At 58.7% G+C, this 16706-nt stretch carries 8 protein-coding genes, 2 tRNA genes and 3 rRNA genes; 3 read left to right on the forward strand and 10 right to left on the reverse strand.

The annotated features are described in order from the left end of the window. Window positions 1–5: 5 nt before the first annotated feature. Complete coding sequence (locus HDE76_RS13525) at window positions 6–1880, reverse strand: MFS transporter (protein ID WP_179480788.1); 1875 nt, start codon at window positions 1878–1880, stop codon at window positions 6–8. A gap of 340 nt (window positions 1881–2220) precedes the next feature. Between HDE76_RS13525 and HDE76_RS13530 the strand changes: the two genes are divergently transcribed. Next, on the forward strand, window positions 2221–2805 hold the full coding sequence (locus HDE76_RS13530; protein ID WP_255457835.1) for a helix-turn-helix transcriptional regulator: 585 nt from the start codon (window positions 2221–2223) through the stop codon (window positions 2803–2805). An 83-nt stretch (window positions 2806–2888) separates the two neighbouring features. Here HDE76_RS13530 and glyS read toward each other — a convergent pair whose 3' ends face one another. Both glyS and glyQ read right to left on the reverse strand, forming a co-directional pair. After that, window positions 2889–5036 carry a glycine--tRNA ligase subunit beta gene (gene glyS, locus HDE76_RS13535; RefSeq protein ID WP_184508321.1) on the reverse strand — a complete coding sequence of 716 codons (2148 nt, stop codon included), beginning with the start codon at window positions 5034–5036 and terminating at the stop codon, window positions 2889–2891. Continuing rightward, window positions 5033–5941: a glycine--tRNA ligase subunit alpha gene (glyQ, locus tag HDE76_RS13540; RefSeq protein WP_179480784.1), complete on the reverse strand. Its 909-nt coding sequence runs from the start codon at window positions 5939–5941 to the stop codon at window positions 5033–5035. The genes glyS and glyQ overlap by 4 nt, the downstream gene beginning before the upstream one ends. Window positions 5942–6050: 109 nt before the next feature. Between glyQ and HDE76_RS13545 the strand changes: the two genes are divergently transcribed. Together HDE76_RS13545 and HDE76_RS13550 are read left to right on the forward strand one after the other, a co-directional pair. Then, the gene (locus tag HDE76_RS13545; protein ID WP_179480783.1) at window positions 6051–7886 is read left to right on the forward strand and encodes a GspE/PulE family protein; all 1836 of its coding nucleotides are present in this window, start codon (window positions 6051–6053) and stop codon (window positions 7884–7886) included. Between the two features lie 33 nt (window positions 7887–7919). Further along, window positions 7920–8648 (forward strand): glutamine amidotransferase, encoded by a 729-nt coding sequence (locus HDE76_RS13550; RefSeq protein WP_179480781.1) that lies wholly within the window; start codon window positions 7920–7922, stop codon window positions 8646–8648. A gap of 14 nt (window positions 8649–8662) precedes the next feature. On the opposite strand, the gene HDE76_RS13555 is transcribed toward HDE76_RS13550, so the two are convergent. From HDE76_RS13555 to tyrS, 7 genes are all read right to left on the reverse strand, one after another. After that, the gene (locus tag HDE76_RS13555) at window positions 8663–9346 is read right to left on the reverse strand and encodes a rhomboid family intramembrane serine protease (protein ID WP_179480779.1); all 684 of its coding nucleotides are present in this window, start codon (window positions 9344–9346) and stop codon (window positions 8663–8665) included. Between the two features lie 367 nt (window positions 9347–9713). Further along, window positions 9714–9827 (reverse strand): 5S ribosomal RNA (gene rrf / locus HDE76_RS13560). A 252-nt stretch (window positions 9828–10079) separates the two neighbouring features. Continuing rightward, window positions 10080–12961, reverse strand: a 23S ribosomal RNA gene (locus HDE76_RS13565). A gap of 209 nt (window positions 12962–13170) precedes the next feature. After that, window positions 13171–13246, reverse strand: a tRNA-Ala gene (locus HDE76_RS13570). Window positions 13247–13263: 17 nt separating this feature from the next. Continuing rightward, window positions 13264–13340, reverse strand: a tRNA-Ile gene (locus tag HDE76_RS13575). Window positions 13341–13451: 111 nt separating this feature from the next. Further along, window positions 13452–14996 (reverse strand): 16S ribosomal RNA (locus HDE76_RS13580). The 16S, 23S and 5S rRNA genes sit together here with 2 tRNA genes alongside, the layout of an rRNA operon. A 401-nt stretch (window positions 14997–15397) precedes the next feature. Further along, window positions 15398–16609: a tyrosine--tRNA ligase gene (gene tyrS, locus HDE76_RS13585; protein WP_179481982.1), complete on the reverse strand. Its 1212-nt coding sequence runs from the start codon at window positions 16607–16609 to the stop codon at window positions 15398–15400. Window positions 16610–16706 lie beyond the last annotated feature (97 nt).

The following is a 16706-nucleotide window of genomic DNA, read 5'->3' on the forward strand; positions in this document are numbered from 1 at the left end:
GCGCGTCAGGCCATCGTTCCTCGCAGTTCACCCACACGCTGTTCCAGCGAAGCCGCCGTCACATTGGCCGGCGCGATAGCCTGATCGATGACCAGCTCCACGCGCGCACGGAATCGCCGCGGCAAACGCGAACGGTGCAGCATCGAATCGCGCTTGCTCCAGACGCTGCCCCACAGTCCGCGCAAGGCCATCGGCACTACCGGCACCGGGCGACGCGCCAGGATTTTTTCCACGCCGGTGCGGAATGTGGCGATCTGGCCGTCGCGCGTCAGCGCGCCTTCCGGGAAAATGCAGACCACTTCGCCGTCGGCCAGCGCTTCGTCGATCGCGTCGTAAGCTTTCTGCAACAGCGCAGGGTCTTCCTTATGGCCGGCAATCGGAATGGCTTTTGCCGTGCGGAACACAAAGCGCAGCAATGGAATATTGAAAATCTTGTAGTACATGACGAAGCGCGCCGGCCGTCGCAGGTTGGCCATGAGCAACAGCGGATCCATAAAACTGACGTGGTTGCACACCAGCAGAACGGCGCCTTCTTCAGGAATGTTCTGCGTACCATCCACGCGCACCCGATACAAGGTGTTCACCAATACCCAGGTGATAAAGCGCATCACGAACTCGGGCACCAGGGTGAAAATGTACAGTGCCACCAGCGCGTTCAAAATCGCGATGGCGAGAAAGATGTGCGGTATGCCGAAGCCCAGCGCGCCCAGGCCCAGACCGAAACCGGCAGCGCAAACGATAAACAGCGCGTTGAGGATGTTGTTGCCGGCGATCACCCGCGACAGCCGGTCGCGCGGCGTGCGGCTCTGGATGAAGGCAAATAGCGGAACCACGTAAAAGCCCGCGAAAACGCCGATCAAAGTCAAATCCATCGCGATGCGCCAGCTGCCGGCGGCACGCAAAAAAGCCAGCCAGTTCAGCCCTTGCGTCGGCGCCAGACCCGAGCGGGCGAAAAACAGGTCGATACCGAACGCCGTGAGTCCGAACGCGCCCAGCGGCACCAAACCTACTTCGACGCGGCGACCAGACATTCTTTCGCACAGTAACGAACCGATGCCGGTACCGATCGAAAATAGCGTAAGGCCCAGAATATTGACCGACCCGTCACCGCCAAGATTGAGCTTGGTGTAATTCGGCAGCTGAGCGACCAGCACGGTGCCGAAAAACCAGAACCAGGAAATACCCAGCACGGCGTTGAACACGCCGCGATCCTGTTTGGTGATGCGCAACACGCGCGCCGTCTCGGTGAACGGATTCCAGTTGAATTTCAGTTCCGGGGCTGTGGCCGGAGCGGCGGGAATGCGGCGACTGGCCAGGTAGCCGACGATTGCCACCGCAATCGTGGCTGCACCGGCAAGCACCGGCCCTAGATGCGGGATCTGCATCAGCGAGCTGCCGACAATAAGTCCGATCAATACGGCCAGCTGCGTGCCCATCTCGATCAGGCCATTGCCGCCCACCAGTTCGCCGGGCTTCAGCGCCTGCGGGAGAATGGCGTACTTGATCGGCCCGAAGGTGGTCGAGTGCATGCCCATCAGAAAAAGCACAACCAGCAGCAGCATCGTGTTGTGCGTGTAGAAACCTACGGCCGCCAACACCATCGCAGCGATTTCAAACAGTTTGACGTAGCGGACGATTCGGGTCTTCTCGAACTTCTCGGCCAACTGCCCCGCCGTAGCCGAAAAAAGGAAAAACGGAATGATGAACAGCGCCGGCGCCAGGTTGGTGTAGAGCGACACGGTGTGATCGTCCAGCCCCATCTGGAAGGCCACCAGCATCACCAGGGCGTTGCGAAACACGTTGTCGTTGAACGCACCCAGTGCCTGGGTCCAGAAGAAGGGCGCAAACCGGCGATTGCCCAGCAGGGTGAATTGGCTCATCTCTTTCCTTGGGATAGCCCGAAGGCTGTCAACCGCGCTCACGCTGGCGCGTTGCCGAAGGTTAGCTTACGAAACGCCCAAGAAAGAAACTGCGCGTAGGTTGAATCGACAGTTCAGGAAACGCCAATAGGTCAAGGTTTGAAGCTGTGATCGTCGATAATTGCCAGCACAGTCAATGAAGTAAAGATGTGTAAATATTTGCGATAAAGGCATAATGTGCGCACATCTCCCGTTAAAAACGGCACAAAATCTACGTAACGCCACGGTTCAATGTTTCGAGCCGGATTGTCCGGCCCCAGCGTCGTAATTTTTTGCACCATCTGCCACGGCCACCATCATCATGAATATGCAGCCTTCGTATACGCCTACACCCTCCCCAGGAGGCACCTTTTCGGACCGCATCAAGCTGCTGATCCAAAGGGTCGGCAGCGCTACCGAAATAGCCCGCATGTGCGGCTTTTCCGAAGGCGTGGTGCGCAGCTGGCGCGACGGCAACACCGATCCGTCCCGAGCACGCTGTGTGACGCTAGCGCGCACGCTGGGCATATCGCTGGTGTGGCTGGTGGCCGGCGAGGGCGCCATTCAGACCGACCCATCGACCACGACGCCGGACGATCAATACAGCTCCGAGGTGGTATCGACGCAGCGACCGAAGCTTCGGCTGGGAGGCGCTTCGGTCAGCATGCTGCCGGCGCACGACAACGGCGTGGACTCGCAGCGACTCAACACGGCCATGAAGATTCTGCAGTCCGAGCTGGAGCTGGCGGACAGCCCGCTGACGCTGGCCGACAATACGGACATGCTGGCCGATCTTTATGAAATCCTCGGCCCGGGCGGCATCAACGTCGATACCACGGCGATGGTGACGTTCAATCACCGCTTAGCCAAGCGGATCCGTCAAGGTCGAAGCAATACGGTGGCTTGAGACATCGTTCAATCGCTCACACCTGCAGCCCATAAAAAAAGCAGCTTCACGGCTGCTTTTTTTATGGGCTGTTGCCGAGGTACTCAGAGCAGCGATATATCCGCGATGGCACCGAACTGCGCTTTCAACTGGCCTAGCAGGGCCAGCCGATTGGCTCGCACGGCCGGGTCTTCCGCGTTCACGAGGACGCTCTCGAAAAACAGGTCCACCGGACCCTGCAGCCGGGACAGTCGGTCCAGAACAGCGGTGTAGTTGCCGGTTTGAAGAAACGGCGCCGTATCGCGTTGCGCTGAGGCAAGCGCCTCGGCCAGGTCGCGTTCCGCCGCGGATTCGAAATACGCCGAATCGACCGTGCGAGAGATGGCTATTGCACCGGGCTCTTCGGCCTGCTTGCGCAGAATATTACCCACGCGCTTGTTGGCCGCCGCCAGACTGGCGGCTTCCGGCCGCAAACCAAACTCGGCCACGGCACGCAGGCGCCGATCGAAATCCGGCAGGCTACCCGGCTGCACGACCAGCACCGCTTCGAAGGGCGCACTGAGGAAGCCCTGGTCCGCGTAGTAGCCGCGTAAACGGTCCATCACGAAGTCGTAGAGCTCTCCGGCCAGCGCCGCCCGACGCTGGCCGGCATTCAACGTGGGCGCGGCGCCGTCTTTACCCGGCTTGATGCCGGCGGCGAGTGCAGCATCGGGCAGCAATTCCAGCGCTTCGACAAAGCTGCTGCGCAGGTCGATCTCGAGCCCGCCTTCGATCAGCGTACGTGCCATGCCGAGCGCGGCGCGGCGCAGCGCAAACGGATCCTTGTTGCCGCTGGGCTTCATGCCGACGGCAAAAATGCCGGCCAGCGTGTCCAGCCTTTCCGCCACGGCCAACACCCGGCCCACCGCGTCAGCCGCGATCGCGTCGCCGCCAAAGCGCGGCTGGTAAAAACTGTCCAGCGCTTCGGCGACCTCGGGCGTTTCACCATCGTGGCGGGCGTAGTAGCGACCCATGATGCCCTGCAATTCGGGAAACTCACCGACCATGCGCGTCAGCAGGTCGCATTTGCTCAGCGCCGCTGCGCGCGTCGCCAGACCGGCGTCGACGCCGACGCGATTGGCAATGATCCGCGCCAGCTCGGCCACGCGGACGGATTTGTCCCACACGCTCCCGAGCGACTGCTGATAGGTGACCGTCTTCAGCGGCTCCATCTGCGAAGCGAGCGGCGTTTTCAGATCCTCGTCCCAGAAAAACTTGGCGTCGGCGAAGCGCGGACGGATCACCCTCTCGTAGCCTTTACGAATCTCCGCCGGATCGCTGCTCTGGATGTTGGCGATGCCGATGAAATGCTCGGTCAGCTTACCCGCAGCATTGAACACCGGAACGAACTTCTGGTTCGTCTCCATCGTCGTCACCAGCGCCTCGGGCGGTACCGCGAGAAATTCGCGCTCGAAGGTGCAGGCAATAGCGACCGGCCATTCGGTGAGGTTGGCGATCTCGTTCAAGAGCTCATCCGTCACGCGCGGCACGCCGCCAGTCTGCGCCGTCACCGCCGCAATTTCGTCGCGAATGCGTTGACGACGTTCTGCAGGATCAGCCAGCACCTTGGCCGCACGCATGGCATCGAGCCAGCTATCGGCATCCGCCACTTGGACCGCGCTCGGATGCATGAAGCGGTGACCACGCGATGCACGCCCGCTCGTCAGGCCCAGAATGTCGCCGTTGATAACGTCGGCACCGTGCAGCATCACCAGCCAGTGCGCCGGACGCACGAAGCTGTAGTCGTGGCTGGCCCAGCGCATCGGCCGCGGAATCGGCAGGCCTTTCAGCGCCTCGTCGACAATCTCCGGCAGCAGCGCCGACAGTGGCTGGGCCGGCTTGAGCGTGCGCCAGACATACCAACCGCCCTTGTCAGTTTCGAGTTTTTCGAGCTGCGCCACATCGACGCCGCAGGACTGCGCAAAACCCAGCAGCGCCTTTGACGGCTGACCGTCCTTATCGAGCGCGGCGCCGAGCGCAGGACCTCGGCGCTCGACGGATTGCTCCGGCTGCCCCCCAGCGACGTTGGGAATATGGACAGCCAGACGGCGCGGCGACGCATACGCCGCGGCCTGATCGAGATCGCCGGCGATACCGCGCTTGGCCAGACCGTCGCTGATACCGCGCAAGAACGCCGCCGACAGCTCATCCAGCGCCTTCGGCGGCAGCTCTTCGGTCCCCAGTTCGATCAGAAGCGATTTCGTGGCGCTCATGCGGCCTGCTCCTTCGAGTGTTTCAGGCCGGGAAAGCCGAGCTTTTCGCGCTGCGCCACGTAGGTTTCTGCCACGCTACGCGACAGCGTACGCACCCGCAGGATATAACGCTGGCGTTCGGTGACGCTGATCGCGCGGCGCGCGTCGAGCAGATTGAAGGTATGGCTGGCTTTCATTACCTGCTCGTAGGCCGGCAGCGGCAGATTGGCGGCGATCAGCTGATTGGCGCTGGCTTCGCAGACGTCGAACCAGTGCAGCAGCTCGGCCACATCGGCCTGTTCGAAGTTGTAAGTGCTCTGCTCGACTTCGTTCTGATGGAACACATCGCCATAGGTCACGACGCCATGGGGCGCGTGCGTCCAGACGATGTCGTAGATGCTGTCCACATTCTGCAGATACATCACCAGGCGTTCGAGGCCGTAGGTGATTTCGCCCGTCACCGGCCGGCACTCGAGTCCACCGGCCTGCTGGAAATAGGTGAACTGGGTGACTTCCATGCCGTTGAGCCAGACTTCCCAGCCCAGCCCCCAGGCGCCCAGCGTCGGCGACTCCCAGTTGTCTTCGACAAAACGCAGGTCGTGCACCAGCGGGTCGATGCCCAGTTCCTTCAGCGAGCCGATATACAGCTCCAGAATATTTTCCGGATTCGGCTTGAGCATGACCTGGTACTGGTAGTAGTGCTGCAGACGATTGGGGTTGTCGCCATAGCGTCCGTCGGTCGGCCGACGGCACGGCTGCACATAGGCCGCCGCCCAGGGCTCGGGGCCGAGCGAGCGCAAAAACGTGGCCGGGTGAAATGTGCCGGCGCCGACTTCGAGATCGAGCGGCTGCAGCAGCACGCAACCCTGCGCCGCCCAGTAGCGGTTGAGCGTCTGAATGACGTCCTGAAAAGTGCGCGCGGACATGGTTTTCCGTGACCGTGGATAAAGCGTATTAGTATAGCTGCAGCTGCTTTTTCACCGGGCGCTTTCACTGGAATGCGCGTCAACCGGGACACTATCGGAGTCACGCGCGATGGCCGTATCACCGCAAATCGCATCCCTGCTCGGCCGTCGCGGCCGCCTCGAATTGGATGAGATGCTGGCCGCGCTGGTGGTCGACGGCTACCTGCTCGCCGATGACGCCAAGCAGGTGCGCATGGGCGCACGCGCCGGGCGCGCCACGGTGGAACTGCATCCGCTGGTATTGATCGCCAACGCCAAAATGGTCAACCAGCGCGATCCCGGCCGACCGCTGCGCCTGGAGACGCTGACCGAATGGCTGGCCGGACACGCTGGGCTGCCCTATCTGAAAATCGATCCGATGAAGATCAACGCCAGCTCGGTGACACAGGTGGTCAGCCACGCCTACGCGCAGCGACATCGTATTTTGCCGGTCGCGGTGTCTCCCGGCGAAGTCACGTTTGCCACCAGTGAGCCGTTCGATTCCGCATGGTCTACCGATCTGGCGCAAATGCTGCGCCGTGATGTGAAGCGGGTGGTGTCCAGCCCGATCGACATCAACCGCTATCTGCAGGAATTCTATGGCGTCCAGCGCTCGATCCAGCTGGCGCACGATGCCAAAGGCACCAGCCAGACCTCGTCGGCCATACTCAACTTCGAGCAGTTGGTCGAGCTGGGCAAAACGGGCGAAGTCGGTGCCGACGATCGTCACGTCGTGCATATCGTCGACTGGCTGCTGCAGTACGCCTTTGAACAGCGCGCCTCGGACATCCATCTGGAGCCACGGCGCGAAGTGGGCATGATCCGTTTCCGCATCGACGGGCGCATGCACAAAGTCTTCGAGTTGCCCTCGCCGGTGATGACAGCCGTAACGGCGCGCATCAAGATCCTCGCGCGCATGGATGTGGCCGAGAAGCGCCGTCCGCAGGATGGCCGCATCAAGACTCGCTCGGCGTCCGGTCGCGAGGTCGAGCTACGCATTTCCAATATGCCGACGGCTTTCGGCGAGAAAGTCGTGATGCGTATCTTTGATCCGGATCTTGTCGTCAAGGATTTCGCCCAACTCGGCTTCTCTCCGGGCGAGGGCGTGCTCTGGCGCAGCATGGTCGAGCGGCCACACGGCATTGTGCTGGTCACCGGCCCCACCGGTTCGGGCAAGACCACCACGCTGTATTCGACCCTGCGGCATCTGGCGACACCCGAGCTCAACGTCTGCACGGTGGAAGATCCGATCGAAATGGTCTCGCCGGAATTCAACCAGATGCAGGTGCATGCCGCGATCGATCTGGATTTTGCGGCCGGCGTGCGCACCCTGCTGCGGCAGGATCCGGACATCATCATGGTCGGCGAAATCCGCGACCTGGAGACGGCGCAGATGGCGGTGCAGGCGTCTCTGACCGGTCACCTGGTGTTGTCGACCCTGCATACCAACGATTCGCCAAGTGCTGTGACGCGACTGCTGGATCTGGGTGTACCGCACTACCTGATCCAGTCCACCTTGACCGGCGTGGTGGCCCAGCGCCTGGTCCGCACGCTGTGCCCGCACTGCAAGCAGCCCACGACGCAGGACCCGCAGGCCTGGAATGTACTCACCCACGGTTGGGACATTCCGGTTCCGGAACGGGTCTTCGAACCGCTAGGCTGTCTGGAATGCCGCAACACCGGCTTTCTCGGACGTACCGGCATCTACGAAATGATGAGGCTATCGCCACGGCTGCGCAGCCTTATTTCCTCCGAGTTGGATTTGGGCAATTTCGGCAAGGCGGCGCTATTGGAGGGCATGCGGCCGCTGCGGATATCCGCAGCCGATCAGGTCGCGGCTGGCCTTACTACCGTGCAGGAAATTTTGTCCGTACTGCCTCCGGTGGAAAATTTCGATGACACGATTACCGAAGAACTTCAGCCGTAAAGACGTCCGAAATCACCATCGACCCGACACTGCATGAAGCCTGTACTGATTATTCAAACTGGCCGCGCGCCAGACCCCATACGTGGCCGCCACGGCGATTTTCCGCATTGGTTTCGGATCAGCACAAGGCTAGCGTTCCATCGGCTGAGAACGGTGAATGTGAGCGCCGGTGAATCCTTGCCGGCACCGCGGGAGGTGGCCGGAGCGATTATTACGGGCTCGGCCGCCATGGTGACCGAGCGAGCCGAGTGGAGCGAGCGCACTGCCGGCTGGATCCGTCATGCCATGGAAACGGAGGTACCGCTCTTCGGCGTCTGCTATGGCCACCAGCTGATGGCGCATGCCCTGGGTGGTAGGGTGGACTATCTTCCCGGCGGGCGCGAGATCGGCACACAGCCGATCGAACTTCTTCATGAAGCGCGGCGCGACGAACTGACCTCGAGCCTTCCAGCGAGTTTTCGCGTTCATACGACTCACGAACAGAGCGTCATCGAACCGCCGAAGAGCGCAATCGTACTCGCAAGATCGCAGCGCGATCCGCACCAACTGCTGCGGTACGGCGTCAAAGCGATCAGCACACAATTCCACCCCGAGTTCAACGCGGAGGTCATGCGCGACTATGTCCGGCGCAAACATGCCGATATCCGTCGCGAAGGAGCCGACCCTCGCAGCATCTATAAGGCGGTGGCGGCGACACCGATAGCGCGGGGGTTACTTCGCCACTTTTCGCGCATCCATGGCTGGGTCGATGTGCTGGACTGATGCCTTGTAATGGCTCAACCGCGTAACCGTCGAGCGATCGAGTCGCGCGAAAAAAGCGCGAACACGACCCCAAACATGAACCCTCCGATGTGCGCCCACCAGACATAGGCACCATAGCTCGGTCCTATGTAGCTGAAGAGCAGCTGCAGCAGCGCCCATAACCCGATCAGTAGAAACGCCGGCACCTTGACGAACTCGAGATAGAGTCCCAGAGGCAAGACGAGCCCAAGCTTTGCACGGGGAAATAACGCTACGTAGGTTCCGACGACGGCCGACACCGCGCCACTGCATCCGATAATTGGCAATCGCACACCGGCAAGTGACAGCGCGCCTATGAGATTAGCCACCATGCCGCCCAACACAAACAGCAGCAGAAACCTAAACGACCCCAGCGCACGTTCGCCCGGTAATCCAAAAATCGCCAAGAAGAGAACATTGCTTAGCAAGTGCAGCCAGGTGACGTGGATAAACAGTGCGGTAAACAGGCGCAACAGCGCCGGATCAGCCAGCTGCGGCAGGAGAGGCTCATGCGAGTTGAAGATATTCGCCGGCACCGTGCCCCACTCCAGCAGCAACAGCCCGCGCTGGGGCTCTGGTGTCAGCGCCAGAGCCAGAAAGCACACGACGCACAGGCTCACCATCAGCAAGGTCGCCCAGTGCCAGCGGGGGCGGCGGCGTGTTTCGACGTGGATAAACACATTCAGTCCTTCGGCACCAATCCGAAATAGGTTGGCCCGACCATCATAAGTCCCTCAGACACTCACGTCAGCGCGATCGATCGCGCTGCTGCATGCCACCAGTTACGCAGTTCTCTAATGCCGTAAAGCACCCTTCCGATCATTCTGATCAAGGCGGTCCGAGGTATGCAGCGCCGCGCATGCCGTTGCGGTTTGGACTGTGCGAGTACCGAGGAGTCGCCCAAGCAAAACCCCCCACCGTCACCGGCGAGGGTTTGGGTATAAGGGCGCTGGCGTAGAGCGGTTACAGGCCCGGGCGCTGCGCGCGCCGACATCGCTAAAAAGAAAAACCCCCACCGTGTCCGGTGAGGGTTGATCAGTATAAGGCCCCTGGCGGTGACCTACTCTTGCATGGCAAAGCCACACTACCATCGGCGCATGCGCGTTTCACTTCTGAGTTCGGGATGGGATCAGGTGGTACCACGCCGCTATGGCCGCCAGGGAAGGGGTTGAAGCAGCGCATGACGCGCCGGCTTCAATCTGGGTCGAGCCCTTTTGAAGAGTCCGCCACGGATGGCGGGCTTGGCTCTTCGCGAAAAGGACTCGCGTCAAATAGAGGTGTAAACGAGTGACAAGCGTCGAGGTGAAATCGGACGGGACAAGCTTCAAGGCATGCTCTTCTGAAGAGTGCGGCCATGGTATGGCCGCTTTCTCGTGCAGGGAAAGCACACGAACTAAAGCCACTTGGGGTTATATGGCCAAGCCTCACGGCTCATTAGTATCAGTTAGCTCCATGCATTGCTGCACTTCCACACCTGACCTATCAACCACCTAGTCTTGATGGTGCCTTAAGGAGAGTCAAGCTCTCGGGAGATCTCATCTTGGGGCGTGCTTCCCGCTTAGATGCTTTCAGCGGTTATCACTTCCGTTCATAGCTACCGGGCAATGCCATTGGCATGACAACCCGAACACCAGCGGAACGTCCACTCCGGTCCTCTCGTACTAGGAGCAGCCCCCCTCAAATCTCCAACGCCCACGACAGATAGGGACCGAACTGTCTCACGACGTTCTGAACCCAGCTCGCGTACCACTTTAAATGGCGAACAGCCATACCCTTGGGACCGGCTACAGCCCCAGGATGTGATGAGCCGACATCGAGGTGCCAAACACCGCCGTCGATATGAACTCTTGGGCGGTATCAGCCTGTTATCCCCGGAGTACCTTTTATCCGTTGAGCGATGGCCCTTCCATACAGAACCACCGGATCACTATGACCTACTTTCGTACCTGCTTGATCCGTCGATCTCGCAGTCAAGCACGCTTATGCCATTGCACACAGTGCGCGATGTCCGACCGCGCTGAGCGTACCTTCGTGCTCCTCCGTTACTCTTTGGGAGGAGACCGCCCCAGTCAAACTACCCACCATACACGGTCCCTGACCCGGATTACGGGCCTAGGTTAGAACGTCAAGCACTTCAGGGTGGTATTTCAAGGTTGGCTCCACGCAAACTGGCGTCTGCGCTTCAAAGCCTCCCACCTATCCTACACAGAAGAACTCAACGTTCAGTGTAAAGCTATAGTAAAGGTTCACGGGGTCTTTCCGTCTTGCCGCGGGAACGCTGCATCTTCACAGCGAATTCAATTTCACTGAGTCTCGGGTGGAGACAGCGCCGCTGTCGTTACGCCATTCGTGCAGGTCGGAACTTACCCGACAAGGAATTTCGCTACCTTAGGACCGTTATAGTTACGGCCGCCGTTTACTGGGGCTTCGATCAAGAGCTTCGCCTTGCGGCTGACCCCATCAATTAACCTTCCAGCACCGGGCAGGCGTCACACCCTATACGTCCACTTTCGTGTTTGCAGAGTGCTGTGTTTTTGATAAACAGTCGCAGCGGCCAGGTTACTGCGACCCTTCAACGCTCAGTCACGCATGTGACCACGCTAAAGGGCGCACCTTCTCCCGAAGTTACGGTGCCATTTTGCCTAGTTCCTTCACCCGAGTTCTCTCAAGCGCCTTGGGATTCTCACCCTGCCTACCAGTGTCGGTTTGCGGTACGGTTCTTCTATAGCTGAAGCTTAGTGGCTTTTCCTGGAAGCGTGGTGTCAGTCACTTCGCCCAATAGGGCTCGTCTCGGTGCTCGGCATAAAGGGTCCCGGATTTGCCTAAGACCCATGCCTACCGCCTTTCCCCGGGACAACCAACGCCCGGTAGACCTAACCTTCTCCGTCCCCACATCGCACTATAGAAAAGTGCAGGAATATTAACCTGCTTCCCATCGACTACGCATTTCTGCCTCGCCTTAGGGGCCGACTCACCCTGCGCCGATGAACGTTGCGCGAGGAAACCTTGGGCTTTCGGCGTGGGGGCTTTTCACCCCCATTATCGTTACTCATGTCAGCATTCGCACTTCTGATACCTCCAGCAGACTTTACAATCCACCTTCACAGGCTTACAGAACGCTCCTCTACCGCGTACACATAAATGTGCACACCCCGAGCTTCGGTGCATGGCTTAGCCCCGTTAAATCTTCCGCGCAGACCGACTCGACCAGTGAGCTATTACGCTTTCTTTAAAGGATGGCTGCTTCTAAGCCAACCTCCTGGCTGTCTATGCCTTTCCACATCGTTTTCCACTTAGCCATGACTTTGGGACCTTAGCTGCGGGTCTGGGTTGTTTCCCTTTTCACGACGGACGTTAGCACCCGCCGTGTGTCTCCCGTGTAGTACGTGTTGGTATTCGGAGTTTGCCATGGTTTGGTAAGTCGCGATGACCCCCTAGCCATAACAGTGCTCTACCCCCAACAGTATTCGCACGAGGCGCTACCTAAATAGCTTTCGAGGAGAACCAGCTATCTCCGAGTTTGTTTAGCCTTTCACTCCTATCCTCAGCTCATCCCCATCTATTGCAACAGATGTGGGTTCGGTCCTCCAGTGCGTGTTACCGCACCTTCAACCTGGCCAAGGATAGATCACTCGGTTTCGGGTCTACTGCCTGAGACTATGCGCCCTATTCAGACTCGATTTCTCTTCGCCTCCCCTATACGGTTAAGCTTGCCACAGACAGTAAGTCGCTGACCCATTATACAAAAGGTACGCAGTCACCCTTGCGGGCTTCCACTGCTTGTACGTATACGGTTTCAGGGTCTATTTCACTCCCCTCTCCGGGGTTCTTTTCGCCTTTCCCTCACGGTACTAGTTCGCTATCGGTCAGTCAGTAGTATTTAGCCTTGGAGGATGGTCCCCCCATGTTCAGACAAGGTTTCACGTGCCCCGCCTTACTCAATTTCACACAAAATGTCTTTTCGTCGACTGGGCTATCACCATCTATGGCCGGCTTTTCCAAACCGTTTGACTAAAACATAATGTGCTTTTGGGCTAGTCCCCGTTCGCTCGTCGCTACTCAGGGAATCTCGGTTGATTTCTTTTCCTCCGGGTACTTAGATATTTCAGTTCCCCGGGTTCGCCCTGCATAGCTATGTATTCACTATGCAGTACTGCTTGCGCAGTGGGTTTCCCCATTCGGACATTGCCGGATCAAAGCTTGTTGCCAGCTCCCCGACACTTTTCGCAGGCTGCCACGTCCTTCATCGCCTCTGACTGCCAAGGCATCCACCGTATACGCTTAGTCGCTTGACCATATAACCCCAAGTCGCCTCGGGGCATGCACCCTCATCAGGTGCAGCCAAGTTACTTCGTTTCGTTGCCTTAACACTTATCTCGGTTCGGTTTCGAACCAAGACGCTTGTCACTCGTTTACAGTTTTTCAAAGAACGTCACGCCGGCCTCAACGCCGGATGACTTCAAAATCTTGAGGTGTGCTTATATTTTACGAACCGGTCATTCCATGGTGGAGCCTATCGGGATCGAACCGATGACCCCCTGCTTGCAAAGCAGGTGCTCTCCCAGCTGAGCTAAGGCCCCAAGGAACCCTTGGAATATGGTGGGTCTGGGTGGACTCGAACCACCGGCCTCACCCTTATCAGGGGTGCGCTCTAACCACCTGAGCTACAGACCCAGTGATGACTGAACCCCAGAACCTAGACCAGGCGACCTGGAACAACTTCGTAAAATACAGGTGCCTTGTGTGGACGTCTTGCGCGAGAGAGCTCGCGACCGTCATTTCTTGAAAGGAGGTGATCCAGCCGCACCTTCCGATACGGCTACCTTGTTACGACTTCACCCCAGTCATGAACCACTCCGTGGTCGTCGTCCCCCTTGCGGTTAGACTAACGGCTTCTGGAGCAACTCACTCCCATGGTGTGACGGGCGGTGTGTACAAGGCCCGGGAACGTATTCACCGCGGCATAGCTGATCCGCGATTACTAGCGATTCCGACTTCACGAAGTCGAGTTGCAGACTTCGATCCGGACTGGGATCGGCTTTCTGGGATTGGCTCCACCTCGCGGTATCGCAACCCTCTGTACCGACCATTGTAGTACGTGTGTAGCCCTGGCCGTAAGGGCCATGATGACTTGACGTCATCCCCACCTTCCTCCGGTTTGTCACCGGCAGTCTCCTTAGAGTTCCCACCATTACGTGCTGGCAACTAAGGACAAGGGTTGCGCTCGTTGCGGGACTTAACCCAACATCTCACGACACGAGCTGACGACAGCCATGCAGCACCTGTGTTCTGATTCCCGAAGGCACTCCCGCATCTCTGCAGGATTCCAGACATGTCAAGGCCAGGTAAGGTTCTTCGCGTTGCATCGAATTAAACCACATACTCCACCGCTTGTGCGGGCCCCCGTCAATTCCTTTGAGTTTCAGTCTTGCGACCGTACTCCCCAGGCGGCGAACTTAACGCGTTAGCTTCGACACTGATCTCCGAGTTGAGACCAACATCCAGTTCGCATCGTTTAGGGCGTGGACTACCAGGGTATCTAATCCTGTTTGCTCCCCACGCTTTCGTGCTTCAGCGTCAGTGTTGTCCCAGATGGCCGCCTTCGCCACTGATGTTCCTTCCGATCTCTACGCATTTCACCGCTACACCGGAAATTCCACCATCCTCTGACACACTCTAGCCAGCCAGTATCCATCGCCATTCCCAGGTTGAGCCCGGGGATTTCACGACAGACTTAACTAACCGCCTACGCACCCTTTACGCCCAGTAATTCCGATTAACGCTTGCACCCTTCGTATTACCGCGGCTGCTGGCACGAAGTTAGCCGGTGCTTATTCCTCAGGTACCGTCAGCCCCATAGGGTATTAACCCGTGGTATTTCGTTCCTGATAAAAGTGCTTTACAACCCGAAGGCCTTCTTCACACACGCGGCATTGCTGGATCAGGCTTGCGCCCATTGTCCAATATTCCCCACTGCTGCCTCCCGTAGGAGTCTGGACCGTGTCTCAGTTCCAGTGTGGCTGATCATCCTCTCAGACCAGCTATCGATCGTCGCCTTGGTGAGCCATTACCTCACCAACTAGCTAATCGAACATCGGTTCGTCTCACCGCGCAAGGCCCGAAGGTCCCCTGCTTTCTCCCGTAGGACGTATGCGGTATTAGCGTAAGTTTCCCTACGTTATCCCCCACGTTGAGGTAGATCCCGATGCATTACTCACCCGTCCGCCACTCGCCACCCACAGAGCAAGCTCTGCTGTGCTGCCGTTCGACTTGCATGTGTTAGGCATGCCGCCAGCGTTCAATCTGAGCCAGGATCAAACTCTTCACTTAAGTTTTCGACTGTCCGAAGACAATCTATCTTTCTGAAGCGTTAGTCCCAACAAAATCAAAACTCATTACTGACTTTTTCTTTCATTGGACGCTTGCATTTCTTGGACAGGTCGTAACCCTCCATCGCAAGACGTCCACACAATTCACCTGCGCACACTGTCAAAGATCAACCACTTGCAACCGATTTCTCGTGTTGCGTCTAAGACGTTTCGTCCTAGGTGAGCCGCCCATTCTATATCGTTTTTTGTGGCCGTCAACACCTTCATTTCACTTTTTCGAAGATGCCGCGACTCGTCAAAAACTGCGTGGACGACTCCGGGCCGCGCATCATACGAGCTACAGAAAAAAGCACAAGCACTAATTTGAAAATCGGCGCGCCATCGTCATTCGCCGGCCGATTTTCAAGCTACGATGAGCCGCACGCGGGCGAAGTTGCGCTTGCCGACCTGCAGCACGCCTTCGAACCCCGCGCTGAAAACGCGCTGCGCATCCTCGACAACTTCGGTATCGATGCGGACGGCCCGCTCCTTCAACTTGCGGCTTGCCTCTGAATTGCTGGCAGTGATGCCCGCGGCGGTAAGCAAGGCGGCGAGCCGGATGCCTTCGGCGGGAACGGCGATGTCGCTCAACGGAAGCAAGGACGTATCTCCTTCACCGCGCACCACGGCATGCCAGCCGGCAATGGCCTGGTCGGCGGCGGCCGCATCGTGGAAGCGCGTGACCAGTTCGCGTGCCAGGCGCAGCTTGGTATCGCGAGGATTGAGCGAACCGTCCGCGATCGCGCGTTTCATCTGCGCCAGTTCGTCCATGGATACGTCAAAGCTCAGCAGCTCGAACCAGCGCCACATCAGTTCGTCGCCGATCTTCATGGTCTTGGTGACCATATCGATCGCCGGCTCGTTGATGCCAATGTAATTGCCGAGCGACTTGGACATCTTGTTGACGCCGTCCAGCCCCTCCAGCAGCGGCATAGTCAGCACGATCTGCGGCGGCTGGCCGTGATGCTCCTGCAGCGCACGCCCCATCAGCAGATTGAATTTCTGATCCGTACCACCGAGTTCGACGTCGCACTTCAATGCCACCGAGTCGTAACCCTGTACCAGCGGATAGAGGAACTCGTGAATAGCTATCGGCTGCTGCGCCGCATAGCGCTTGGCGAAGTCGTCGCGCTCCAGCATGCGCGCCACCGTGTGCTGCGCCGCAAGCTTGATCAGATCGGCCGCCGACATCTGACCGAACCACTCAGAATTGAAGCGCAGTTCGGTGCGCTCCTTGTCCAATACCTTATAGACCTGGCTGGCATAGGTCTCGGCGTTGGCCAGCACATCCTCGCGGGTGAGCGGCTTGCGGGTAACGTTCTTGCCGGTGGGATCACCGATCATGCCGGTGAAGTCGCCGATCAGGAAAATCACCTGATGCCCCAGATCCTGAAACTGGCGCATCTTGTTGAGCAATACAGTGTGACCCAAGTGCAGATCGGGCGCGGTCGGGTCGAAGCCCGCCTTGATACGCAGCGGCCGGCCGCTTTTCAGGCGCTCGATCAGCTCCTCGCGCTTGATGATTTCGTCGGCGCCTCGGGTGATCGTGGCCAACGCCTGCTCAAGCTCGTTCATTCGTGTTTCCCTCAGATCGCAAGTGGAGGACTGACGGTCGACGTAAACCGACTGCGCCAAAACGTTAATTGTGCGTTAATCGAAAATATCGCGCAAA

Origin of the sequence: Rhodanobacter sp. ANJX3 (assembly GCF_014200755.1) — a bacterium.
Classification (GTDB): Bacteria; Pseudomonadota; Gammaproteobacteria; order Xanthomonadales; family Rhodanobacteraceae; genus Rhodanobacter.

Bases quoted from the DNA above. Each gene is read 5' to 3' on its own strand.
- HDE76_RS13525 (WP_179480788.1), bottom strand. From the start codon at position 1,880: ATGAGCCAATTCACCCTGCTGGGCAATCGCCGGTTTGCGCCCTTCTTC.
- HDE76_RS13530 (WP_255457835.1), top strand. From the start codon at position 2,221: ATGAATATGCAGCCTTCGTATACGCCTACACCCTCCCCAGGAGGCACC.
- glyS (WP_184508321.1), bottom strand. From the start codon at position 5,036: ATGAGCGCCACGAAATCGCTTCTGATCGAACTGGGGACCGAAGAGCTG.
- glyQ (WP_179480784.1), bottom strand. From the start codon at position 5,941: ATGTCCGCGCGCACTTTTCAGGACGTCATTCAGACGCTCAACCGCTAC.
- HDE76_RS13545 (WP_179480783.1), top strand. From the start codon at position 6,051: ATGGCCGTATCACCGCAAATCGCATCCCTGCTCGGCCGTCGCGGCCGC.
- HDE76_RS13550 (WP_179480781.1), top strand. From the start codon at position 7,920: ATGAAGCCTGTACTGATTATTCAAACTGGCCGCGCGCCAGACCCCATA.
- tyrS (WP_179481982.1), bottom strand. From the start codon at position 16,609: ATGAACGAGCTTGAGCAGGCGTTGGCCACGATCACCCGAGGCGCCGAC.